General features: G+C 64.3%; 23 protein-coding genes and 1 tRNA gene. 18 read left to right on the plus strand and 6 right to left on the minus strand.

All coding sequences use genetic code 11. From position 1 onward, the window contains the following. Nucleotides 1-24: 24 nt before the first annotated feature. Nucleotides 25-2,034, minus strand: a complete 2,010-nt coding sequence (locus C0Z19_RS07175) for a monovalent cation:proton antiporter family protein (protein WP_102609092.1) — start codon at nt 2,032-2,034, stop codon at nt 25-27. A 158-nt stretch (nt 2,035-2,192) separates the two neighbouring features. On the opposite strand from C0Z19_RS07175, the gene kdsD reads away from it, so the two are divergent. From kdsD to C0Z19_RS07230, 11 genes are all read left to right on the plus strand, one after another. Further along, complete coding sequence (gene kdsD / locus C0Z19_RS07180; protein ID WP_102609093.1) at nt 2,193-3,176, plus strand: arabinose 5-phosphate isomerase KdsD; 984 nt, start codon at nt 2,193-2,195, stop codon at nt 3,174-3,176. Continuing rightward, nucleotides 3,176-3,724, plus strand: coding sequence for a KdsC family phosphatase (locus tag C0Z19_RS07185; protein WP_102609094.1), 549 nt, complete (start codon nt 3,176-3,178; stop codon nt 3,722-3,724). Before kdsD ends, C0Z19_RS07185 begins: the two co-directional genes overlap by 1 nt. Beyond that, complete coding sequence (lptC, locus tag C0Z19_RS07190) at nt 3,721-4,335, plus strand: LPS export ABC transporter periplasmic protein LptC (protein ID WP_102609155.1); 615 nt, start codon at nt 3,721-3,723, stop codon at nt 4,333-4,335. The genes C0Z19_RS07185 and lptC overlap by 4 nt, the downstream gene beginning before the upstream one ends. Before the next feature lie 28 nt (nt 4,336-4,363). Further along, nucleotides 4,364-5,023 carry a lipopolysaccharide transport periplasmic protein LptA gene (gene lptA, locus C0Z19_RS07195; protein ID WP_102609095.1) on the plus strand — a complete coding sequence of 220 codons (660 nt, stop codon included), beginning with the start codon at nt 4,364-4,366 and terminating at the stop codon, nt 5,021-5,023. Next, a complete protein-coding gene (gene lptB / locus C0Z19_RS07200; protein WP_102609096.1) occupies nt 5,020-5,826 on the plus strand; it encodes an LPS export ABC transporter ATP-binding protein in 807 nt (268 codons plus the stop codon). Before lptA ends, lptB begins: the two co-directional genes overlap by 4 nt. 135 nt (nt 5,827-5,961) lie before the next feature. Then, nucleotides 5,962-7,473, plus strand: a complete 1,512-nt coding sequence (locus tag C0Z19_RS07205) for an RNA polymerase factor sigma-54 (protein WP_102609097.1) — start codon at nt 5,962-5,964, stop codon at nt 7,471-7,473. A gap of 169 nt (nt 7,474-7,642) precedes the next feature. After that, nucleotides 7,643-8,002: a ribosome hibernation-promoting factor, HPF/YfiA family gene (gene hpf, locus C0Z19_RS07210; RefSeq protein ID WP_102609098.1), complete on the plus strand. Its 360-nt coding sequence runs from the start codon at nt 7,643-7,645 to the stop codon at nt 8,000-8,002. A gap of 267 nt (nt 8,003-8,269) precedes the next feature. After that, on the plus strand, nt 8,270-8,725 hold the full coding sequence (ptsN, locus tag C0Z19_RS07215) for a PTS IIA-like nitrogen regulatory protein PtsN (RefSeq protein ID WP_102609099.1): 456 nt from the start codon (nt 8,270-8,272) through the stop codon (nt 8,723-8,725). Between the two features lie 136 nt (nt 8,726-8,861). After that, nucleotides 8,862-9,830, plus strand: a complete 969-nt coding sequence (gene hprK / locus C0Z19_RS07220) for an HPr(Ser) kinase/phosphatase (protein ID WP_102609100.1) — start codon at nt 8,862-8,864, stop codon at nt 9,828-9,830. A 113-nt stretch (nt 9,831-9,943) separates the two neighbouring features. After that, nucleotides 9,944-10,843: an RNase adapter RapZ gene (gene rapZ / locus C0Z19_RS07225; RefSeq protein WP_102609101.1), complete on the plus strand. Its 900-nt coding sequence runs from the start codon at nt 9,944-9,946 to the stop codon at nt 10,841-10,843. A gap of 53 nt (nt 10,844-10,896) precedes the next feature. After that, a complete protein-coding gene (locus C0Z19_RS07230; protein ID WP_102609102.1) occupies nt 10,897-11,532 on the plus strand; it encodes an LON peptidase substrate-binding domain-containing protein in 636 nt (211 codons plus the stop codon). 61 nt (nt 11,533-11,593) lie between these two features. Here C0Z19_RS07230 and mutY read toward each other — a convergent pair whose 3' ends face one another. Next, nucleotides 11,594-12,706: an A/G-specific adenine glycosylase gene (mutY, locus tag C0Z19_RS07235; RefSeq protein WP_102609103.1), complete on the minus strand. Its 1,113-nt coding sequence runs from the start codon at nt 12,704-12,706 to the stop codon at nt 11,594-11,596. A 13-nt stretch (nt 12,707-12,719) separates the two neighbouring features. After that, a complete protein-coding gene (mutM, locus tag C0Z19_RS07240) occupies nt 12,720-13,547 on the minus strand; it encodes a bifunctional DNA-formamidopyrimidine glycosylase/DNA-(apurinic or apyrimidinic site) lyase (RefSeq protein WP_102609104.1) in 828 nt (275 codons plus the stop codon). 98 nt (nt 13,548-13,645) lie between these two features. On the opposite strand from mutM, the gene C0Z19_RS07245 reads away from it, so the two are divergent. The 7 genes from C0Z19_RS07245 (at nt 13,646) to pth (ending at nt 19,691) form a co-directional block, all read left to right on the plus strand. Beyond that, entirely contained in the window at nt 13,646-15,484 is a 1,839-nt protein-coding gene (locus C0Z19_RS07245) for a tetratricopeptide repeat protein (protein WP_102609105.1), read from the plus strand. Beyond that, nucleotides 15,484-16,110 carry a lipoprotein insertase outer membrane protein LolB gene (gene lolB / locus C0Z19_RS07250; protein WP_102609106.1) on the plus strand — a complete coding sequence of 209 codons (627 nt, stop codon included), beginning with the start codon at nt 15,484-15,486 and terminating at the stop codon, nt 16,108-16,110. Before C0Z19_RS07245 ends, lolB begins: the two co-directional genes overlap by 1 nt. A gap of 44 nt (nt 16,111-16,154) precedes the next feature. Further along, nucleotides 16,155-17,036 carry a 4-(cytidine 5'-diphospho)-2-C-methyl-D-erythritol kinase gene (gene ispE / locus C0Z19_RS07255; protein ID WP_102609107.1) on the plus strand — a complete coding sequence of 294 codons (882 nt, stop codon included), beginning with the start codon at nt 16,155-16,157 and terminating at the stop codon, nt 17,034-17,036. A 53-nt stretch (nt 17,037-17,089) separates the two neighbouring features. Continuing rightward, nucleotides 17,090-17,166 (plus strand) — tRNA-Gln (locus tag C0Z19_RS07260). Nucleotides 17,167-17,205: 39 nt separating this feature from the next. Then, the gene (locus tag C0Z19_RS07265; RefSeq protein ID WP_102609156.1) at nt 17,206-18,162 is read left to right on the plus strand and encodes a ribose-phosphate pyrophosphokinase; all 957 of its coding nucleotides are present in this window, start codon (nt 17,206-17,208) and stop codon (nt 18,160-18,162) included. Nucleotides 18,163-18,343: 181 nt separating this feature from the next. Further along, nucleotides 18,344-18,955, plus strand: a complete 612-nt coding sequence (locus C0Z19_RS07270; RefSeq protein WP_102609108.1) for a 50S ribosomal protein L25/general stress protein Ctc — start codon at nt 18,344-18,346, stop codon at nt 18,953-18,955. 133 nt (nt 18,956-19,088) lie between these two features. Next, nucleotides 19,089-19,691, plus strand: coding sequence for an aminoacyl-tRNA hydrolase (gene pth, locus C0Z19_RS07275; protein WP_102609109.1), 603 nt, complete (start codon nt 19,089-19,091; stop codon nt 19,689-19,691). 122 nt (nt 19,692-19,813) lie between these two features. Here the strand turns inward: pth and C0Z19_RS07280 are convergent, their stop codons facing one another. The 3 genes from C0Z19_RS07280 to rsmD all read right to left on the minus strand — a co-directional run bounded on the left by C0Z19_RS07280 (nt 19,814) and on the right by rsmD (nt 21,468). Continuing rightward, nucleotides 19,814-20,119 carry a YfhL family 4Fe-4S dicluster ferredoxin gene (locus tag C0Z19_RS07280; protein ID WP_425330279.1) on the minus strand — a complete coding sequence of 102 codons (306 nt, stop codon included), beginning with the start codon at nt 20,117-20,119 and terminating at the stop codon, nt 19,814-19,816. 104 nt (nt 20,120-20,223) lie between these two features. Continuing rightward, entirely contained in the window at nt 20,224-20,730 is a 507-nt protein-coding gene (coaD, locus tag C0Z19_RS07285; RefSeq protein WP_102609111.1) for a pantetheine-phosphate adenylyltransferase, read from the minus strand. A 111-nt stretch (nt 20,731-20,841) separates the two neighbouring features. Next, on the minus strand, nt 20,842-21,468 hold the full coding sequence (rsmD, locus tag C0Z19_RS07290; protein WP_102609112.1) for a 16S rRNA (guanine(966)-N(2))-methyltransferase RsmD: 627 nt from the start codon (nt 21,466-21,468) through the stop codon (nt 20,842-20,844). Between the last annotated feature and the right edge of the window lie 500 nt (nt 21,469-21,968).

Here is a 21,968-nt window from a genome sequence, read left to right on the forward strand (position 1 = left end):
ATGGGCGGCACTGAAGGGCCGCGCTCAGGCGGCCGTGGCCGGCGCCCCGGCGCGGCGATTGCGCGACAACCGCTCTTCCGCCAACGCAAGCGCATCGGGCAGCCCGCGCAGCACGAGGATGTCGGACTCGCGCAGCTTGGTTTCGGGACCCGGCTCGACGCCGCGAATACCGTGCCGCCGAATCGCCGTGACCTCGACGCCCATCGAGGCCAGCCCGATTTCTTCGAGCGTGCGCCCCACGGCGTCCGCATTGCCGTCGACCGCTACGGATTGTAGCCGCACCTGATCGTGGCCGTCCTCGTCGCCCGGATCGTCGGCGCCGTGAAAGTAGCCGCGCAGCAGGCTGTAACGCGCATCGCGCAGTTCCTCGGCGCGCCGCACGACGCGCCGCATCGGCACGCCCATCAGCACGAGCGTATGCGACGCCAGCATCAGGCTGCCCTCGACGATCTCGGGGATGACTTCGGTCGCCCCGGCTGCGAGCAGTTTCTCGAGATCGGCATCGTCGACCGTGCGGACGATGACGGGCAATGCCGGCTCCAGCTCATGTACGTGGTGCAGCACGCGCAGCGCCGACGGGGTGTTCGCGTAGGTTACGGCTACCGCCGCTGCGCGATGGATGCCGGCCGCGACGAGCGATTCCCGCCGCGCCGCATCGCCGAACACGACCGATTCGCCCGCGGCCGCTGCGGCCGTCACACGATCGGGGTCGAGATCGAGCGCAACGTAGGGCAGCCCTTCATGTTCGAGCATCCGCGCGAGGTTCTGCCCTGCCCGGCCGTAACCGCAAATGATGACGTGGGCATTTTGCCGCAGACTTTGCGTCGCGATGCGCGTCATGAGGAGCGACTGCTGCATCCATTCCGTCGACGAAAGGCGCAGAACGATGCGATCGGCGTTCTGGATCAGGAACGGCGCAGCGAGCATCGACAGCAACATCGCCGCGAGAATCGCCTGCAGCAGCGTGGTGGCGACAAGATGTTTGTCGAGAATGAGGTTGAGCAGCACGAAGCCAAACTCGCCCGCCTGCGCCAAACCGAGCCCGGTTCGCATCGCCACGCCCGGCGTCGCGCCGAACAGCCGCGCGAGCCCCGTGATCATGACGATCTTGAGCAGCATCGGCGCAATCAGAAACGCCAGCACCAGTAGCGGATGCGCGATCAGCACGCGCGGGTCGAGCAACATGCCCGTCGTGACGAAGAAGAGCCCCAGCAGTACGTCGCGAAACGGTTTGATGTCCTCTTCCACCTGATGGCGGTAGGGCGTTTCGGCAATCAGCATGCCGGCGATGAATGCGCCGAGCGCGAGCGAGAGACCAAACTTGTCGGTGATGAACGCGGCGCCGAGCGTGACGAGCAGCAGGTTCAGCACGAACAGCTCCTGCGAGCGCCGCCGCGCGACGACATTGAACCAGCGCGTCATGAAGCGCTGCCCCACATAGAGCAGCAGCGACAGCGCGACGACGATTTTGAGCGCGGCAATGCCCAGCGTCTTGGCGAGGTCATGCGAGTCGCCGCCGAGCGCTGCGATGACGATCAGCAAAGGCACCACGGCCAGATCCTGAAACAGCAGCACGCCGAAGATGTTACGCCCGTGCTCCGTCTCGATTTCGAGGCGCTCGGCCAGCATCTTGCTGACGATCGCCGTCGAGGACATCGCCAGCGCACCGCCGAGCGCGATGCTGCCCTGCCAGGTCACATGCACCCAACGCTCGAGCAGCATCCCGACGAGCACCGAGACGCCCACGGTGCCGATCACCTGCAACAGCCCGAGCCCGAACACGAGCGAGCGCATCGCACGCAGCTTGGCGAGCGAAAACTCGAGCCCGATAGAAAACATGAGGAAGACGACGCCGAACTCGGCCAGGTTCTGCGCGCGCTCCGAATCGGGCGCGAGGCCGAGCGCGTGGGGCCCGACGACGATGCCGACCGCCAGATACCCGAGCATCGGCGGCAGATTCAACGAGCGGAACAATACGACGCCCACTACTGACGCAAGCAGCAGGAAAAGCGTCATCTCGAGCGGAGAAATCACGTGCTAAGCGTCCTCGTTCGTCAGCGAAGCGCGGATACGGCTGATACAACGCGCATCCGGCGGATTTGAGCGCAAGGGCCCGCGCCCCGGGTTGGGGCGCGATAGGCGGCCAATGGCGGCCCGGCGCGGCGAACAACGCCTTTGCTATACTCCGGCGAATGATAGCGAAAATCAATGGCGACCGGGCGTTGGCGCTCGCCCGGGAAGTCCTCGACATCGAAGCCGACGCGATCCGCGGGCTTCGCGATCAGGTCGACGAGCGCTTTGTCGCCGCGGTCGACTTACTTCTGGGCTGCCGCGGTCGCGTCGTCGTCTCGGGCATCGGCAAATCCGGCCACATCGCACGCAAGCTGGCCGCCACGCTGGCGAGCACGGGCACGCCCGCGTTCTTCGTGCATCCGGCGGAAGCGAGCCACGGCGATCTCGGCATGGTCACGAAGGACGACGTCTTCGTCGCGCTTTCCAATTCCGGCGAATCGGAAGAACTCGTCGCGATCCTGCCGCTCGTCAAACGGCTCGGCTCGAAGCTGATCGCCATGACAGGACGGCCCCAGTCGTCGCTGGCCCAGCTCGCCGACGTTCATCTGTACGCCGGCGTGTCGAAAGAAGCGTGCCCGCTCGATCTCGCCCCTACGGCCAGCACGACGGCGGCGCTCGCGCTCGGCGACGCGCTGGCGATGGCGGTGCTCGACGCCCGCGGCTTCGGCGCCGACGATTTCGCGCGCTCGCATCCCGGCGGCGCGCTGGGCCGGCGCCTGCTCACCTACGTACGCGACGTGATGCGCACGGGCGACCAACTGCCGAAAGTGAGCGCGGCCGCTACGGTGCGCGACGCGCTGTTCCAATTGACGGCCAAGCGCATGGGCATGACGGCGATCGTCAACGAGGCGAACCAGGTCGAGGGCATTTTCACCGATGGCGATTTGCGCCGCGTTCTCGAACGGACGGGCGATTTCCGCGATTTGCCGATCGTCGACGTCATGACACGCAAGCCGCGTACGATCGGCCCCGATCATCTCGCCGTAGAGGCCGTCGAATCGATGGAGCGGCACCGCATCAATCAGATGCTCGTGGTCGACAGCGAAGGCAGGCTGATCGGCGCGCTGAACATGCACGATCTGTTTTCGAAGAAGGTGATCTGATGGCCGCCGCGCCCCTCACGGCAACCGAACGCGCAAGCCGCGTCAAGCTCATGATTTTCGATGTCGACGGCGTGTTGACCGACGGCAGCCTGATGTTTACGGCTCAGGGCGACACCATGAAGTCGTTCAACACAATGGATGGCCATGGTCTGAAGCTGCTTGGCGAAGCGGGTATCCAAACCGCGATCATCACGGGCCGCCGCTCCGACATCGTGCTCGCGCGCGCGCAGGAATTGCGCATCTCGCACATCTATCAGGGCGCGGCCGATAAAGTCGCCGCATTCGTCGAGTTGATGCGCGAAGCGAACGTCACGGACGAGCAGTGCGGCTATATGGGCGACGATTGGCCCGACCTCGGCGTGATGACACGTTGCGGGTTTGCCGCGGCGCCCGCCAACGCGCATCCGGACGTCATCGCTCGCGCGCATTGGGTATCGGAGGCGCGCGGCGGGCAAGGCGCGGCGCGCGAGGTCTGCGATGCGCTGCTGCGCGCGCAGAACCGCTACGAAGCGCTGCTCGCGGCCGCTTGCGGAGCGGCGCGCGCATGAATCCCTCGCGCTTCGCGTCGCTGCTGTCGGTGATCGCCCTCGCTGCGCTTGCGGGCGGCACTTACTGGCTGCTGCAGGCGACACGGCCGCCCGCGTCGCACGGCGACGGCGGCGTCAAGACGCATACCCCCGATTACTTCGCCGATAACTTCTCCATCTCGGAACTCGACCAATCGGGCGCCACGCAATATCGGCTGACGGCGGCGAAGATGGTGCATTACGAGGACGACGAAAACAGCGACCTCACGCATCCGGCCGTGCGGGCCTTCCAGCCCGGCAGGCCGATCATCACGGCAACGGGCGAGCGCGGCACCGTCAACGGCGACGCCTCGATCGTCGATCTGTACGACAACGCGCGCATCGTCCGCGCGGCCGGCGCGGGCGATCCTGAAATGCAAGCCGACTCGGTTCATTTCCGCGTGCTGGTGAACGACGATGTGATCGAGACGGAAAAGCCGGTTAAACTTCGGCGCGGCCTGTCCATCGCGACGGCCAGCGCCATGAACTACAACAATGTCACCCGCGTGATGCAGCTTTCGGGCAATGTCCGAGGCGCCATCGCGGCTTCCGATATCTCGGGCGGCGGCAGCGCCAATGCCGGGACGAAGTAACGGGCCCATCTTTTCGTAGCGTGACTGCATGAACGAATCGTTCTTCTCTCTCGGACGCCAGCCAGCGCGCGTCGCCCTCGCAGCGGCGCTCGCCGCGCTCGCCTGCCTTGCGTTCGGCCCCGCCGCTCACGCCGAGCGCGCCGATAAGGATAAACCGCTGAATATCGAAGCGGACAACATGACCTACGACGATCTGAAACAGGTCACGATCTTTACAGGCCACGTGGTGGCGACCAAGGGCACGATCCTGATCAAGGCCGATCGCGTCGACGTGCGCCAGGATCCGCAAGGCTACCAATACGCGACGGGCACGATGGCGCCCGGCAGCAAAGACCTCGCCTATTTCCGCCAAAAGCGCGAAGGCGTCGATGAATATGTCGAAGGCAACGCCGAGCGGATCGACTACGATGGCAAGCAAGACCTGACGACGCTGACCACGCGCGCGACGGTCCGCCGCCTGCAGGGCCTGACGACGCTGGTCGACGAAGTCCACGGCAGCGTCATCACCTACGACGGCCAGAACGACTTCTACACGGCTCGCGCGGGCAAGGACGTGGCGGGGCCAGGCAACCCGAGCGGCCGCGTGCGCGCGATGCTCTCGCCGCGCAACGGTGCGGCGGCGCCGCTCACGGGCGCGCCCGCCACGCTCGCGCCCGCGTCGCACATTCAAGGGACCGTGCCGCAGTGAACACGCTATCCACCACCGCCGCGACGACGGACGTCGCAGGCGCGGGCGAGCCGCGCCGTGCGGCAAGCTCGCTCGTCGTACGTAATCTTAAGAAGCGCTACGGCACGCGCACGGTCGTCAAGGACGTCTCGCTCGACGTAAAAAGCGGCGAAGTCGTCGGCCTGCTCGGCCCCAACGGCGCGGGCAAGACCACGTCGTTCTACATGATCGTCGGGCTCGTTCCGCTCGATGCCGGCGAAATCGTCCTCGACGGCAAATCGATCAGCCTGCTGCCGATCCACAAACGCGCGGCGCTCGGGTTGTCGTATCTGCCCCAGGAAGCCTCGGTATTTCGCAAGCTGACGGTCGAAGAGAACATCCGCGCGGTACTCGAGCTGCAACACGACGAAAACGGCAAGCGCCTCGCGAAAGCGGCGATCGAAGCGCGCACGGAAGCGCTGCTCGAAGAATTGCAGGTGTCGCACCTGAGGGAAAACCCGGCTCTTTCACTGTCGGGCGGCGAACGCCGTCGCGTCGAAATCGCACGCGCGCTCGCTACCAATCCGAGCTTCATTCTGCTCGACGAGCCGTTCGCCGGCGTCGATCCGATCGCGGTGCTCGAGATTCAAAAGATCGTCAAGTTCCTGAAACAGCGCAACATCGGCGTGTTGATCACCGATCACAACGTGCGTGAGACGCTCGGCATCTGCGATCACGCCTACATCATCAGCGACGGCTCGGTGCTCGCGGCCGGCGCACCGCACGAAATTATCGAAAACGAGAACGTTCGCCGCGTCTATCTCGGCGAGCACTTCCGGATGTAAGGTCCGGATCACTCGAGCGCAATTCTTACTGACCGCGGGCGGCGTGCCCGCGGCGTGCCGCCCTGCGACGCGACGGAACGGCGCCGCGAGGTTCCCGGCGCGTGGCAAAGTCTCTACAATGAAAGACACATTGCCATGAAAGCCAGCCTCCAACTCCGCCTATCGCAGCATCTTGCGCTGACCCCACAACTGCAACAGTCCATCCGGCTGCTGCAGCTGTCCACGCTCGAATTGCAGCAGGAGGTCGCGATGGCCGTCGCGCAAAATCCGCTGCTCGAATCCGAAGACGAATGGATTGCCAGCCCGCTGCGCGTCGCCTCCGACGGCTCTGTCATCGCGCAAGCGCCGACTTCTTCGGCGCCCGAACCGATGAGCGGCGCCAGCCCGTCCGAATCGGCCGAGCGCGCGGATGGCAACGACGGGGCGAACGCCGGCTCGGACGACTACGGTTCACTCGGCTCGAGCGACGGCGGCGATTCGTCGCAGTGGAACCTCGACGATTACGGTCGCTCGTCGGGCGCCTCCGACGACGACGATCTGCCACCGCTGCAGATCCACGAATCGACAATCACGTTGCGCGACCATCTCACGGCGCAGCTGCGCGTCACGCAGGCAGGCCCGCGCGACCGCGCGCTCGTCCTGTTCCTGATCGAATCGCTCGACGACGACGGCTATCTGACATCGTCGCTCGAAGAAGTGCTGGCCGATTTGCCCGAAGAACTCGAGGTCGACCTGGACGAACTCGGCGCGGCGCTGGCGCTGCTGCAAAGCTTCGATCCCGCCGGCGCGGGGGCGCGCTCGGCGTCGGAATGCCTGAGGCTGCAGTTGCTGCGGCTGCCCGATTCGCCCACGCGCAAGCTCGCACTCGAGATCACCGCCAATCATCTCGAATTGCTGGCGGCGCGTGATTTCACGCGCTTGCGCAAGCAGTTGAAGGCAACCGACGACGAGTTGCGCGAGGCGCATGCCCTGATCCGCTCGCTGGAGCCGTTCCCGGGCGCCGCGTACGGGAAGGCCGAGGCCGATTACGTCGTGCCCGACATCATGGTCAGGAAAACCTCGAACGGCTGGCAGGCCGAACTGAACCCCGAGGTGGTGCCGCGCTTGCGCATCAACCATCTCTACGCGAACATCTTGCGCAACAACCGGGGCGATCCGGGCAGCGGCTCGTTGCGCCAGCAACTGCAGGAAGCCCGCTGGCTCATCAAAAATATCCAGCAGCGGTTCGAGACGATCCTGCGCGTGGCGCAGGCGATCGTCGAGCGCCAGAAGAATTTTTTCGCGCACGGCGAAATCGCGATGCGCCCCTTGGTTTTGCGAGAAATTGCTGATACGCTGGGCCTACACGAATCGACGGTATCGCGTGTGACAACCGGGAAGTACATGCTCACCCCATTTGGGACGCTGGAGTTCAAGTACTTCTTTGGTTCGCACGTATCAACCGACACGGGGGGCGCGGCCTCTTCAACGGCCATTCGCGCACTCATCAAGCAACTGATAGGAGCCGAAGACTCAAAAACTCCTCTTTCGGACAGCCGCATAGCCGAACTGCTGGCGGAGCAAGGATTCGTGGTCGCACGCCGGACGGTCGCCAAGTACCGCGAAGCACTTAAGATCCCCGCAGTCAATTTGCGCAAGTCTCTTTGAGCTTTCTGCGTTTTGCGGAAGGCGTTTACCGGCCCTGACCATCAGCGGAATAGGCCGGCCGATACGACCCGCCGCTCGTCAGTCACGCGGGGTGATGACTCGAGCGGGCCGCTCCCGACCGGCGATGCCGCACCGATGGTGCCAGGCAGCCATTTGTTTGGAGAGCACTATGAATCTGAAGATCAGTGGACACCATCTCGAAGTCACGCCGGCGTTGCGAGAATACGTGATCACCAAGCTCGACAAGGTGCTAAGACATTTCGATCAGGTGATCGATGGCAATGTGGTCCTCTCGGTCGACAACCATAAGGAAAAGGATAAGCGGCAGAAGGTTGAAATCAGCCTTCACTTAAAGGGCAAGGATATCTTTATCGAAAGCGCCAACGGCGATCTGTACGCGGCGATCGATCTCATGGTCGATCGGCTCGATAGGCAGGTCGTACGCCATAAAGGGCGCATTCAGGAACATCAGCACGACGCCATCAAACATCAAGACGTGCCCCTGGCAGGCGAGCAAGCCCAGCCTTAAGACGGCGGTCGACGCCGAGACCGTCTCACCCCGCGCAGAAGCCGCCCGATCGGGCGGCTTTTTTCATGCCGTCGCGCGCGTGGGGGCTCGCGCCTGGCCGGCGCACCATCTGCTTCGGCCCTGTTCTATAATGTGCCGGTTATTGAGGGGCAGCCGGCCGCATCGCAGCCCGTCGGCGCCGGACCTGCGAGCCGGCGCGAACGGCCGAAAATCGACAATCAGCCAGTTGCCGCGAGGAGCGCCCAGGCGACGCGTTAGCCTGCCAACATGAATCGTTTAGCCAAATTTCTTCCGCTCGAAAACGTCGTTATCGGCCTTTCAGTCACCAGCAAGAAGCGTGTGTTCGAGCAAGCGGGTTTGATTTTCGAAAACCAGAACGGAATCGCCCGCAGCGCAGTCACCGACAATCTTTTCGCACGCGAACGGCTCGGCTCCACAGCGCTGGGCGAAGGCGTCGCGATCCCCCACGGGCGCATCAAGGGGCTCAAGCAGCCGCTCGCCGCGTTCGTGCGCCTCGATCAGCCGATCCCGTTCGAATCGCCCGACGGGCAGCCGGTCTCGCTTTTGATCTTCCTGCTCGTGCCCGAACAGGCCACGCAGCAGCATTTGGAAATCCTTTCGGAAATCGCGCAGCTGTTGTCCGACCGCGAAGCGCGCGAGCGCCTGCACACCGAGCAAAATCGCGAAGAGTTGCATCGCCTGCTGACCCAATGGCACCCTTGAGCTTGCCGTAACGCCGGAGCTCGCGCTCCGGTGCCCGGCACGGCGCCCGATCGGATCGGCGCCGCTCATCGGCCTTGGCGGGCAGGCAGACGCATTTCGTCGCCGCACGTCGCGGTCAACCTGGAGCCACGGATTCATGGATACGTCCAGCATCAACGCCCAAAGCATTTTCGACGACAACGCCGCCATGCTCAAATTGAGCTGGCTGACGGGGCACGAGGGCTGGGAGCGCGGCTTCTCGGCCGAAACGGTCGCCAATGCCACATCGAGCGCCGACCTGGTCGGCCACTTGAATCTGATCCACCCCAACCGGATCCAGGTGCTCGGCGAGGCCGAAGTCAACTACTACCAGCGGCAAACCGATGAGGACCGCTCGCGCCACATGGCCGAGTTGATCGCATTGGAACCGCCGTTTCTCGTGGTGGCCGGCGGCGTCGCGGCGCCGCCCGAACTCGTCCTGCGCTGCACGCGCTCGTCCACGCCGCTGTTCACGACGCCGATGTCGCCGGCGGCTGTCATCGACAGTCTGCGCCTCTATATGTCGCGCATTCTCGCCCCGCGCGCGACGCTCCACGGCGTGTTTCTCGACATCCTCGGCATGGGGGTGTTGCTGACGGGCGATTCGGGCCTCGGCAAAAGCGAGCTCGGCCTCGAACTCATCAGCCGCGGGCACGGGCTCGTCGCCGACGATGCCGTCGATTTCGTCCGCCTCGGCCCCGACTTCGTCGAGGGACGCTGCCCGCCGCTGCTGCAAAACCTGCTCGAAGTGCGCGGCCTCGGCCTGCTCGACATCAAGACGATCTTCGGTGAAACGGCCGTGCGCCGCAAAATGAAGCTCAAGCTGATCGTCCAGCTCGTACGCAGGCCCGACGGCGAATTCCAGCGGCTGCCGCTCGAAAGCCAGACTGTCGACGTGCTGGGGCTGCCGATCAGTAAAGTGACGATCCAGGTGGCGGCGGGCCGCAACCTGGCTGTGCTGGTCGAGGCGGCCGTGCGCAACACGATCCTGCAGTTGCGTGGCATCGACACTTTGCGCGATTTCATGGATCGGCAACGGATCGCGATGCAGGATCCCGATAGTCAACTTCCCGGCAAGCTCATGTAGCCCATGCGCGAGCCGGCGTCCACGTCTTTCCTTCCGGCTCGCAAAAACCAGGTGCATGGGCATCGGTCGAGCCGGGATGCAAGTGCTATGATGAAACGAACTGGTTCTTACCCATGCGCATCGTTCTGATCACCGGCATTTCCGGCTCCGGCAAATCCGTCGCGTTGAACGCCCTCGCCGACGCGGGCTATTACTGCGTCGATAACCTGCCGCCGCGCTTTCTGCCCGCGCTCACGCAGTATCTCGCGAGCGAGGACGATCGCCATGAGCGGCTGGCCGTGGCGATCGACGCGCGCTCCAGCGCTTCGCTCGACGAAATGCCTGGCATCATCCGCGACCTGGCCAGCGAGCACGACGTGCGCGTGCTGTTTCTCAACGCGAGCACACAATCGCTGATCCAGCGGTTTTCAGAAACGCGCCGTCGGCACCCGCTCTCGGGCACGCCGGCGCACGACGCCGATGTCGGCTTGCTGGCGTCGCTGGAGGAGGCGATCGAGCGCGAGCGCGAACTCGTCGCGCCGCTCGCGGAGTTCGGCCATCAGATCGATACGAGCAATCTGCGCGCGAACGTGTTGCGCGCGTGGGTGACGCGCTTCATCGAGGAGCAGCGCGAAGGTCTGATGCTGATGTTCGAATCATTCGGGTTCAAGCGCGGCCTGCCGCTCGACGCCGATTTCGTTTTTGACGTGCGCGCCCTGCCGAACCCGTACTATGATCATCGTCTGCGCCCGCTGACCGGGCGCGATCAGCCCGTCATCGATTACCTCGAGGCGTTGCCGATCGTGCAGGAAATGATCGACGACATCCACGCGTTCGTCATGAAATGGCTGCCGCGTTTTCGTGAGGACAACCGCAGCTATTTGACCGTCGCCATCGGTTGCACGGGCGGCCAGCACCGCTCCGTGTTCATCGCCGAGACACTCGCCGCGCGTCTTTCGCGCGAGGCGACCGTGATCGTCCGGCATCGCGATGCACCGGTCGCCGTCGACGAATCGTCGAGGTTAGTGGCATGAGCCGTTGACGGCCCAACCCGCCGCGACATACGCGGCCATTCGAAGCGTGCGCTATGTCCCATACTCCTGCCGTCTACGCTGACCTCCCGCTCTTTCCACTGCACACCGTGCTGTTTCCGGATGGGCTGCTTCCGCTGAAGATCTTCGAAGCGCGCTACCTCGATATGGCGCGCGATTGTCTGCGCGAAGGCGCGCCGTTCGGCGTCTGCCTGCTCAAAAGCGGCGGCGAAGTCGCGCAGGAAAATGTCCCATGCGTGCCCGAAGCGATCGGGACGCTCGCATCCATCGAGCAATGCGATGTCGACGATTACGGCATGCTGCTCGTGCGCGCACGCGGGACCCAGCGCTTTCGTCTGCTATCGCACCGGAAAGAACCGAGCGGTTTGCTCGTCGGCATGGCCGAGCCGCTGCCTGCCGATGTCCCGCTCGAAGGCGGCGAGGCGCTGGCCAAATTCGGCGCCTGCGCCGAAGTGCTCGAACGTATCATCGATACGCTGCGCGAGCGCGATCCCGACGGCGTGCCGTTTGCGGAGCCTTATCGCTTCGACGATCCGAGCTGGGTCTCCAATCGCCTTTCCGAAATACTGCAGATTCCGCTGCGCGCCCGCCAAAAGCTGATGGAGTTGACGGACGCCAATACGCGCATCGACGCCGTCCATCACTACATGCAGCAGCATCAACTGCTGTAGGCGCGCGGGCGGCGCCGCCCGCCGCGCGTTGTGGGCCGCACCGGCCCTATGGTTGGTGAAGTCAGAGCAGCGAGCCCTTGAGCGCATCGAGCAATTTGCGCACAGGCGCCGGCACGCCGTAGTCATCGATCCGCGCGAGCGGCACCCAGGCGGTCTCGTCGTCCCGCGCCTCGAGCGTGCTCGCTTCGTCCCCCACGGCGAGGGCGGCGCAGCGCGGTTCGATGTCGAGCCTGAAATGCGTAAACGTGTGCGTAAGCGGCGCCAGGCGCTCGAAGCCCTGGGCAGCGCCGAAGGCTCGGGCCCGCTCGGCCAGGGACAATTCGTCAGCGGCTTCCGGCAAGCTCCATAGGCCGCCCCAGATACCGGACGGCGGCCGCTTCTCGAGCAGCACCGACGCGCCGTCACGCAACACGAGCATCCACGTGCGGCGCGTCGGCACGGCCTTCTTCGGCCGTGCGGCCGGCAATTCGCGTTGACGGCCCGTGGCCTGGGCCACGCAGTCGACGGCAAACGGACAACGCCCGCACTCGGGCTTGCCGCGCACGCACAGTGTCGCCCCGAGATCCATGAGCCCTTGGGTGTAGGCGCTCACGTCGTCGTTCGACGCCGCGCTGGTTGGCATCAAACGCCCGGCCAGCGCCCACATCGCATTTTCGACGCGTTTTTCGCCTGGAAAACCTTCGATTCCGAACACGCGGGCGAGCACGCGCTTGACGTTCCCGTCCAAAATCGTCGCCCGTGCGCCAAACGCGAACGAGGCGATCGCCGCCGCCGTCGAGCGACCAATGCCCGGAAGTTCCGCCAATTGCTCGGGCTCGACGGGGAACACGCCACCGTGACGCTCCATCACCGCCTGCGCGCACCGATGCAGATTGCGGGCACGCGAGTAGTAGCCGAGCCCGGCCCACAAGGCCATGACTTCGTCGATCGATGCCGACGCCAATGCGGCGACATCGGGAAAGCGGGCGAGAAACTTTGCGTAATAGGGAATGACCGTCGATACCTGCGTTTGCTGCAGCATGATCTCGGACAACCAGATGCGGTAGGGATCGCGCGTGTTCTGCCAGGGAAGATCGTGGCGGCCGTGGCGGCGCTGCCAGTCGATGAGCCGCGCGGCGAACGCGTCGTGCAGCGGCGTGGCGGCTGGGGCAATGACAATCGGAGAAGCGGACATGAGCGGTAAGGTGTCAGCGCTGGCAGTGCGCGCAGTAGTAGGTGGAGCGTTGACCCTGGACGATCTGGCGAATCGGGGCGCCGCACACGCGGCACGGCTCGCCGGCGCGATCGTAGACGAAGCAGTCGAGCTGGAAATAGCCGCTCGCGCCGTCGCTGCCGACGAAATCCCGCAACGTGCTGCCGCCGCGCTCGATCGCAGCGGCCAGCGTCGCGCGCACCGCATCGGCCAGACGTTCGCAGCGCGCCCGCGACACGCGTCCCGCGGCCGTGGTCGGCCGAATGCCGGCGCGAAACAGGCTTTCGGACGCATAGATGTTGCCGACGCCGACGACGATCTCGCCCGCGAGCAACACCTGCTTGATCGAGACCGTGCGTCCTCGGGTACGCTGGAAAATGAGTTCGCCGCAGAACGCGTCCGTGAAGGGTTCGACGCCCAGGCTCGCAAGCAGCGGATGCCGATACACGTCCCCGTCGGCGCGCGCATGCCAAAGCACCGCGCCGAACCGGCGCGGATCGCGATAACGGAGCACGAATTCGTCGAAAATCCAGTCGATGTGATCGTGCTTGGCCGGCCCCGGCGCCTGTTCGTGCGGCAGCACACGCAGCGTGCCCGTCATACCAAGATGGACGATGAACCAGCCCGCATCGGTTTCGAACAGCAGATACTTGCCGCGCCGCTCGACTTTGCGCACGGCCTGGCGCGCGAGCAAGCGCCCCAGGTCGGGCGGGACGGGCCAGCGCAGCGCAACCGTGCGCACGTCGACGCGCTCGACGAGGCGGCCCGTAACGTACGGCTCGATGCCGCGTCTGGTGACTTCAACTTCCGGCAGCTCTGGCATGTCTAAATGGGTGCGGATAGGTCTGTAACTTGCATTGTCCAATCTGCGTGTATTGTAGCGAGCGCGTTACAATCGACCGAAACCTCGAACGGATCTCCATGATTTTGCCCATCAAGCAGCTCTTCAAGCGCCCGGTCGGCGCCCGCCCCGCTTGGCGCGCGGCGCCCGCGAACCGTCTCGTCGGCGCCGTTCTGTGCGCTTTCGCGCTCGGTGCGCTTCCCGCGCATGCTCAGGATCCGGTGCCGTCGGACGATAGTTCCGCAAGCCCGGCCGATCTGTTCGGGCCTGCGCTGCCCGCAGAGAAGAAAGATCTGCCCGGCGTTCGGCTGTCGAGCCAGATCGTCTTCCAGGTGCTGGCGGCCGAAATTGCACTCCAACGCAATGAGCCGGCGCCCGCGTACCAAACGTATCTCGCGCTCGCACGCGACACGCACGATCCGCGCATGGCCGAACGCGCCGTGCAGATCGCCCTGGCCGCCCAGAGCCCGTCCGACGCATTGGCGGCCGCGCAGCTGTGGCACGAGTACGCGCCCGATTCCGAGCGTGCAGTCCAGATCGACGCGTCGCTGCTCGTGCTGTCGGGCAAGCCCGACGACGCGAAGCCGCTGCTTGCGAGCGAACTCGCGAAAGTTCCTACGGATAACCGTGGCAACGCGCTGCTCGCGTTGCAGACGCTGCTCTCGCGCGGGCCGAACCGCGTCGGCGGCCTACAGGTTCTGCAGGATCTGCTGAAAGGGGATATGGGCCGGCCCGAAGCGCAACTGGCGATCGGGCGTCAGCAGTTGCTCGCCGACGATCGCCCCGGCGCGCGCGCATCGTTCGAACGCGCGCTCAAGCTCAAGCCCGACTTTCTGCCTGCCGCCCTTTCGCTGGGCCAGATGGGCCCGGACGAGCGTAAGGAGGCCATCGCGTCGTTCGAGTCGTACGTCAGGCAAAACCCGAAAACGCGCGACGCCCGCCTGGCGCTGGCGCAGCTCTATCTGACAAGCGACAGGCTCGATGACGCGCAAAAGCAGTTCGAGGCGCTGCGCTCGATGGACGCGCACGATCCGATGCCGCTGCTCGCGCTCGGCCTCATCAAGGTTCAACAAAAACGGTACGACGCGGCGCAGAAGTACCTGACGCAATACGCCGACCTGACGGAAAAGACGCCGGGGGCCGATCCGGGTCAAGCCTACCTTTACCTTGCACAGCTCGCGCTCGAGCAAAAGCATGAGGACGACGCGGGCAAGTGGCTCGACAAAGTCCAGCCGTCGAGCCCGCAATACGTCACGGCGCGCGTGACGCGTGCGCAGTTGCTGGCCAAGGCCGGCAAAGTCGACGATGCGCGCAAGATCCTCGACGCGATCGAGCCGCAGGATCCGCACGATAAAGCGCTCGTCGCGCGCAGCGACGCGGCGATTCTTTTCGATGCGAAGCGCTATCGCGAAGCCGAAGAGCGGCTGTCCGAAGCGAACAAAGCGTTCCCTGACGATCCCGAGATCCAATACGACTACGCGATGGCGGCCGAAAAGAACGGCCACTACGATCTGATGGAAAGCGTGCTGCGCTCGCTCATCAAGGAACAGCCGGATAACCCGCAAGCCTATAACGCGCTCGGCTACTCGCTGGCCGATCGCAATCAACGCCTGGACGAAGCGGACAAGCTGATCGAAAAGGCATCGGCGCTGGCGCCGAACGATGCGTTCATCATGGACAGTCTCGGGTGGGTCAAGTATCGCAAGGGCGATACGGCCGACGCCGCGAAACTGCTCAGGCGCGCCTTCGATATCCAGCCGAACGCCGAGATCGGTGCGCACCTGGGCGAGGTGCTCTGGAAGAGCGGCGAGCAACAGCAAGCGCTCGACGCATGGCGCAGCGCCCATAAGCTCGAGCCCGACAACGACACGCTCGTCAAGACGCTCGAACGCTTCCAAGTCAACGCCGGCAATCTCTGATGTACGCTTCGTCTCTCGCTTTTCGCCTCGCACGCCGCGCTTCGCTGGGAGCGGCGGCCGCGCTCGCCCTCGCCCTCGCCGGATGCGCGGTCAATCCCGCGCACGGTCCGTCGACGTCAAACGCCACACCCGAGCTTTCGACGCAAACCACGAACGTCTATCACGGGCGCTTCGCCGTCCGCTACGTCGACCAAAACGGCCAGACGCGCAACGCCTACGGCAACTTCGATTGGCAGCAGCAGGGCGATACCGTCACGTTGCAGCTGTTGAACCCGCTGGGTCAAACGCTGGCCATCGTCACGTCTTCGCCGTCGACGGCCTCGCTCGAACTGCCGAACCGTCAGCCCGTCACGGCCGACAATGTCAGCGACCTGATGCAACACACGCTGGGCTTCGCGTTGCCGGTCGAGGGGTTGCGCTACTGGCTCGCCTCGTCGCCCGCGCCGAGCTCGCACGCGAAGACGATCGTCGACCCCGACCAAACCTCGCGCCTGAAGGAAATCGACCAGGAAGGCTGGACCATTCAGTATCTGGCTTATGCCGATGCGCCGGCGTCGGGCGTCAAGCGCCTCGATCTGACGCGACAGGATCCGCCGCTCGATATCAAGCTCGTGCTCGACCACTGAACGCGCGCCTCTCGTCTCGCTGCCCGTCTCGTACTGCTTTCCCCATGATCGAAACGACCGATTCGCTGCGCGAGTGCGCGGCCCCCGCCAAACTCAATCTGTTCCTGCACGTGACGGGCCGCCGGCCCGACGGCTATCACACGCTGCAGACGGCGTTCCAATTGATCGACTGGGGCGACGTCCTGCATTTCACGCTGCGCACGGACGGCCAGGTGCGCCGCAAGACCGACGTCCCCGGCGTGCCCGAAGCGAGCGATCTCGTGGTCCGCGCGGCCCGATTGCTCAAGCAGCACACGGGCACCGACCTCGGCGTCGACATCGAAATCGAAAAGCACTTGCCGATGGGGGCGGGGCTCGGCGGCGGCAGCTCGGACGCCGCGACGACGTTGCTCGCGCTCAATCGGCTCTGGAAGCTCGGTCTGGCCCGTGACGTGCTGCAAGCGTTGGGGCTGCAACTGGGCGCCGATGTCCCATTCTTCGTCTTCGGAAAAAACGCGTTCGCGGAAGGTGTCGGGGAAGCGCTGGAGGCTGTACAATTGCCGCCGCGCTACTTCCTGGTAGTCACACCGAAGGTGCATGTCCCCACGGCTGCGGTTTTTTCCGACAAGTCGTTGACAAGAGATTCGGAACCCGTCACAATTACGGACTTTCTTGCACAGCAAAGCTGCAGCGCAAGATGGCCGGAAAGCTTCGGTCGGAATGACATGCAGCCTGTTGTCGTGGGAAAATACGCGGAAGTTGCGCAGGTGCTTGAATGGTTTGAATCCATCGCGCCGGCGCGGATGACCGGATCGGGCTCGAGTGTTTTTGCCGCGTTCCGGAGCATCGGCGAAGCGAAAGCGGCGCAAGCCAAGCTGCCAGCAGATTGGATCAGCGCCGTGGCATCGAGTTTGGATACGCATCCACTCTTCGCATTCGCGTCATAGGTTTTGCATCGTCGGAACTGTCCCGCAGGTTCGACGAAGCTCAGAGTCAGTGTAGGGGAGTCGCCAAGTTGGTCAAGGCACCGGATTTTGATTCCGGCATGCGAGGGTTCGAGTCCTTCCTCCCCTGCCAAACATTCCCGCAGTTCCCGCCTCCAGCAGCAGGTGCATGATGAGCAGCCATGACGGCCTGATGGTTTTTACTGGCAACGCAAATCCGGCGCTTGCACAGGAAGTCGTCAAAATCCTCGGCATTCCCCTCGGCAAAGCAATGGTCAGCCGTTTTTCCGACGGCGAGATCCAGGTCGAGATCCAGGAAAATGTGCGCGGCAAGGACGTCTTCGTCCTGCAATCGACCTGCGCGCCGACGAACGACAACCTGATGGAATTGATGATCATGGTCGATGCGCTCAAGCGCGCGTCGGCTGGCCGGATCACCGCAGCCATCCCCTACTTCGGCTATGCCCGCCAGGATCGGCGCCCGCGTTCGGCGCGCGTGGCGATCTCGGCGAAGGTCATCGCCAACATGCTGGAAATCGCCGGCGTCGATCGGATCATCACGATGGATCTGCACGCCGATCAGATTCAAGGCTTCTTCGACATTCCGGTCGACAACATCTATGCGACGCCCGTGCTGCTCGGCGATCTGCGCAAGCAGAACTACGAGAATCTGCTCGTCGTGTCGCCCGATGTCGGCGGCGTGGTCCGCGCCCGCGCGCTGGCGAAGCAGTTGAATTGCGATCTGGCCATCATCGACAAGCGTCGTCCGAAGGCGAACGTTGCCGAAGTGATGAACATCATCGGTGAAGTCGAAGGTCGCACCTGCGTCATCATGGACGACATGGTCGATACCGCCGGCACGCTCTGCAAAGCGGCGCAAGTGCTCAAGGAGCGCGGCGCGAAGCAGGTCGTCGCCTATGCGACGCACCCGGTTTTGTCGGGCGGCGCCGCCGAGCGCATCACCAATTCGTCGCTCGACGAACTCGTCGTCACCGATACGATCCCGCTCAGCGAAGAAGCACGCGTCTGCGCCAAGATCCGTTCGCTCTCGTGCGCAGGCCTGTTGGCCGAGACGTTCTCGCGCATTCGTCGCGGCGACTCGGTGATGTCGCTGTTCGCCGAAAGCTGAAGCAAAACGTAGCACCGTATTCGTCGAAGCCGCCGCATCAGTAGCGGCTTCGGCAACCGGGCGCGGTTCGGTCACCGAATCGCGCCGTTTTCAATCGGAGCCCGACCAGCTGCCTCATTCGATGGCAACCTGGAAAGGCTCCGTTTCACTGCCTGGTCGCGGGCAGCTATGGAGATTGAACATGAAAGTCGTCGCTTTCGAGCGCAACCTGCAAGGTACGGGTGCGAGCCGCCGCCTGCGCAACTCCGGCAAGACGCCGGGGATCGTGTATGGCGCAGCCGCTGAACCGCAATTGATCGAACTCGATCACAACGCGCTGTGGCATGCGCTGAAGAAGGAAGCCTTCCACTCGTCGATCCTCGACCTCGAAGTGGCCGGCAAGTCGTCGCGCGTGCTGCTGCGTGACGTGCAATACCATCCGTTCCGTCAGCTCGTGCTGCACGTCGACTTCCAACGCGTCGACCCGAACAAGAAGCTGCACACGAAGGTGCCGGTTCACTTCATGAATCAGGAAACGAATCCTGCCGTGAAGCTCGGCGGTGCGATCATTTCGCACGTCGTGACCGAAGTCGAAATCGAGTGCCTGCCGGGCGACCTGCCTGAGTTCGTCGAGCTCGACCTCGCGAAGGTCGAAGCCGGTCAATCGCTGCACGCGAAGGACATCACGCTGCCGAAGGGCGTCTCGCTCGTCGCGCACATCGAAAGCGAAAACCCCGTGATCGCCTCGGCCGCTGTTCCGGCTGGTGCGGCTGCGGCGGAAGCCGCTGCGGAAGGCGAAACGCCGGCCGCCTAAGCGCGCTATCCACGCCTATCCTCTCGATCCGTTTTAATCGAACGGACGATGTGACCCGCCGCGGCTTGCCCGGCGGGTTTTTTTTCGTCACGCTACCCTCTTCGTTATCGGGCCGGCCCGCCGGCATCAAAGCATGATCAAGCTCATCGTCGGTCTCGGCAATCCGGGCGCGGAATACACGGCCACGCGGCACAATGCCGGCTTTTGGCTCGTCGACCAGCTCGCGCGCGAGGCAGGCGCCACGCTACGCGACGAACGACGTTTCCACGGCTTCTACGCGAAAGCGCGCCTTCACGGCGAGGAAGTCCATCTGCTCGAGCCGCAGACCTACATGAACCGTTCGGGGCAGTCGGTCGTCGCCGTGGCCCACTTCTTCAAGATCCTGCCCGACGAAATCCTCGTCGCACACGACGAACTCGATCTGCCGCCAGGCGCCGTCAAGCTGAAGCTCGGCGGCGGCAGCGGTGGACACAACGGGCTCAAAGACATCTCCGCGCACTTGTCGTCGCAGCAGTATTGGCGGTTGCGGATCGGCATCGGCCATCCGCGCGATCTGATTCCGGAGAGCGCGCGCGCGGGCGCGAAGCCCGATGTCGCCAACTTCGTGCTGAAGCCGCCGCGCAAGGAAGAACAGGATGTGATCGACGCGGCCATCGAGCGTTCGCTCGCCGTCATGCCGCATGTCGTGAAGGGCGCGCCCGAGCGCGCGATGATGCAGCTTCACAGCGGGGGCTGAAGCGCCACTGGATGCATCAAGCCGATCGCTTCGAGCGCCACGCGGGGCCCCGCAGCGAGCGGGCAGATCGATCGGCGAACCCGAGGACCGCAACAACGTGCCGGCGGCGCAGATGCCCGCGCTTAATCTTTGCCGGCAACGGCCTTGGCGGCCTGGAGCGCGTGATATTTCGCGAGCAGGCCGTCGGGCGTCTCGAGATACTGCGGGTCATTTGGAATGCATTCGACGGGACAGACCTGACGGCACTGCGGTTCGTCGAAATGGCCGACGCATTCGGTGCATTTCGCAGGGTCGATCACATAGATCTCGGACCCCATCGAGATTGCGTCGTTCGGGCACTCGGGCTCGCAAACGTCGCAATTGATGCACTCGTCGGTAATCATGAGGGCCATACTGGCACCAACTTCGCTGGCAAATAACGTGCTTATTATAGCTTTTCGCCCCAGCGCACGTTGTGGCCGGAGCGTTGCGAACCGAAGGATGAGCGTGCAGCTTGCGGCCGACCGACTTCAATCACGGCAGCCAGGGGCGACTACGACTGATCCGACGAACCTTGCGTCATCTCCGCCACTTTGTCCTTGAGCCATTTCTCGACCGAAGGGAACACGAACTTGCTGACGTCGCCGCCCAGTTGGGCAATCTCTCGCACGATCGTGCCCGAGATGAACTGATACTGATCCGACGGCGTCATGAACATCGTCTCGACATCGGGCAACAAATAGCGGTTCATGCCCGCCATCTGAAACTCATACTCGAAGTCGGACACGGCGCGCAAACCACGCACGATGACACGCGCGTTGTTCGCCCTCACGAAATCCTTCAGCAAGCCTTTGAAGCTCATCACTTGCACGTTCGGATAGTGGCCCAACACTTCTCGTGCAATGTCGAGCCGCTCCTGCAGCGTGAAGAACGGTTTCTTGTTGCGACTGTCGGCTACGCCGACGACGAGCGTATCGAAAATACTCGACGCGCGTCGAACGAGATCCTCGTGACCGCGCGTGAGCGGATCGAATGTACCCGGGTACACGGCGACTACCATGGACCATCTCCTGTCATCATCCTGTTGGGACGCGGCCAGACCATCCCGAGGACGCCGCCGGCCGTGACGCGGCGTGATGTGGCCGGCGTCGCTTGCTGTTGGAAAGGCGCATTATTCATCATTTTCGCGCTGCAGCAAATAATAGAAGACAGCACCCGCCTTACCTTGCCTGATGATCCGCCATCCGGCCAGCGTATCGGCGTGGGCACCGGACTGCGTTTCAAGCGGCTCACCCGATTCGACATACAAATAGCCGTCGGCGGCGACGAGCGGCGGCGCCACTTCGAGCGCGCGCGGCAGCAGTTGCTCGCCGAACGGCGGATCGAGAAACACCACGTCGAACGAGCCGGGCGGCAACCCGGCCGCGAGCCGCAGGCCGTCGGCCTCGACAACCTCGACCGTGTGCGCGGACAAGCGCTCGCGGATCTCCCGCAGCTGACGTGCGGCCTTCGCGTTGCGCTCGACCACCAGCACGCGCCCTGCGCCACGCGACGCCGCTTCGAAGCCGAGCGCTCCCGTGCCGGCGAACAGATCGAGGCAGCGCCAGCCGTCGAGCCGCTGGCCGAGCCAATTGAACAGCGTTTCGCGCACGCGATCGGGCGTAGGCCGCAAGCCTTCGAGGTCGAGCACTTGCAACGACGTGCGCTTCCAGTCTCCGCCGATGATGCGAACGGTGTGCGGCTTGCCGCGGGCGGGCGTCGCGCCAGAGGCGCGGGAGGCGGATGAGGAACGAGGCATGCGAACGAAAGCGATGAGCGGATGGATTGACTGATGGATTGGCGAACGAACCGTGGACGGCGGCGGACGGCGGTCATACCCGCCCAGACGCGACGGCCAACGTTACCACAGCCGCTGCATCGGCGAGGAGCGAAGCCGGCGCGCCTGTTAAAATAGCGGCTTTCGAGCGCATTGCCGCATTGCCGGTCCGCCGCGGCGCACGCGCGGCCCACGCACCACCCATTGCCGCCGAAGGCAGCTCGCCACGGCACCCATCACGGCACACCATGTTCAGTTTTTTCAAACGCTTCAAGGGCGGCAAAGCCGCCGACACCGCACCCGATACGCCAGCAGCAGAAGCGCCGTCGCCGCAGCCCGGCGATGTCCCTGCTACGGCACCCGTTGCGCCGGCGACCCCGGCCGTCGCCGCAACGCCGACTCTGGCCGAAGGGAGACATGGATGAAACTTTATAGCTATTTCCGCAGCTCCTGTCTCTTATACACCTCTGACGCTGCCGACG

Origin of the sequence: Trinickia soli (assembly GCF_002879855.1) — a bacterium.
Classification (GTDB): Bacteria; Pseudomonadota; Gammaproteobacteria; order Burkholderiales; family Burkholderiaceae; genus Trinickia; species Trinickia soli.

Bases quoted from the DNA above. Each gene is read 5' to 3' on its own strand.
- kdsD (WP_102609093.1), top strand. From the start codon at position 2,193: ATGATAGCGAAAATCAATGGCGACCGGGCGTTGGCGCTCGCCCGGGAA.
- C0Z19_RS07185 (WP_102609094.1), top strand. From the start codon at position 3,176: ATGGCCGCCGCGCCCCTCACGGCAACCGAACGCGCAAGCCGCGTCAAG.
- lptC (WP_102609155.1), top strand. From the start codon at position 3,721: ATGAATCCCTCGCGCTTCGCGTCGCTGCTGTCGGTGATCGCCCTCGCT.
- lptA (WP_102609095.1), top strand. From the start codon at position 4,364: ATGAACGAATCGTTCTTCTCTCTCGGACGCCAGCCAGCGCGCGTCGCC.
- C0Z19_RS07205 (WP_102609097.1), top strand. From the start codon at position 5,962: ATGAAAGCCAGCCTCCAACTCCGCCTATCGCAGCATCTTGCGCTGACC.
- hpf (WP_102609098.1), top strand. From the start codon at position 7,643: ATGAATCTGAAGATCAGTGGACACCATCTCGAAGTCACGCCGGCGTTG.
- ptsN (WP_102609099.1), top strand. From the start codon at position 8,270: ATGAATCGTTTAGCCAAATTTCTTCCGCTCGAAAACGTCGTTATCGGC.
- hprK (WP_102609100.1), top strand. From the start codon at position 8,862: ATGGATACGTCCAGCATCAACGCCCAAAGCATTTTCGACGACAACGCC.
- rapZ (WP_102609101.1), top strand. From the start codon at position 9,944: ATGCGCATCGTTCTGATCACCGGCATTTCCGGCTCCGGCAAATCCGTC.
- C0Z19_RS07230 (WP_102609102.1), top strand. From the start codon at position 10,897: ATGTCCCATACTCCTGCCGTCTACGCTGACCTCCCGCTCTTTCCACTG.
- mutY (WP_102609103.1), bottom strand. From the start codon at position 12,706: ATGTCCGCTTCTCCGATTGTCATTGCCCCAGCCGCCACGCCGCTGCAC.
- mutM (WP_102609104.1), bottom strand. From the start codon at position 13,547: ATGCCAGAGCTGCCGGAAGTTGAAGTCACCAGACGCGGCATCGAGCCG.
- C0Z19_RS07245 (WP_102609105.1), top strand. From the start codon at position 13,646: ATGATTTTGCCCATCAAGCAGCTCTTCAAGCGCCCGGTCGGCGCCCGC.
- lolB (WP_102609106.1), top strand. From the start codon at position 15,484: ATGTACGCTTCGTCTCTCGCTTTTCGCCTCGCACGCCGCGCTTCGCTG.
- ispE (WP_102609107.1), top strand. From the start codon at position 16,155: ATGATCGAAACGACCGATTCGCTGCGCGAGTGCGCGGCCCCCGCCAAA.
- C0Z19_RS07265 (WP_102609156.1), top strand. From the start codon at position 17,206: ATGAGCAGCCATGACGGCCTGATGGTTTTTACTGGCAACGCAAATCCG.
- C0Z19_RS07270 (WP_102609108.1), top strand. From the start codon at position 18,344: ATGAAAGTCGTCGCTTTCGAGCGCAACCTGCAAGGTACGGGTGCGAGC.
- pth (WP_102609109.1), top strand. From the start codon at position 19,089: ATGATCAAGCTCATCGTCGGTCTCGGCAATCCGGGCGCGGAATACACG.
- coaD (WP_102609111.1), bottom strand. From the start codon at position 20,730: ATGGTAGTCGCCGTGTACCCGGGTACATTCGATCCGCTCACGCGCGGT.
- rsmD (WP_102609112.1), bottom strand. From the start codon at position 21,468: ATGCCTCGTTCCTCATCCGCCTCCCGCGCCTCTGGCGCGACGCCCGCC.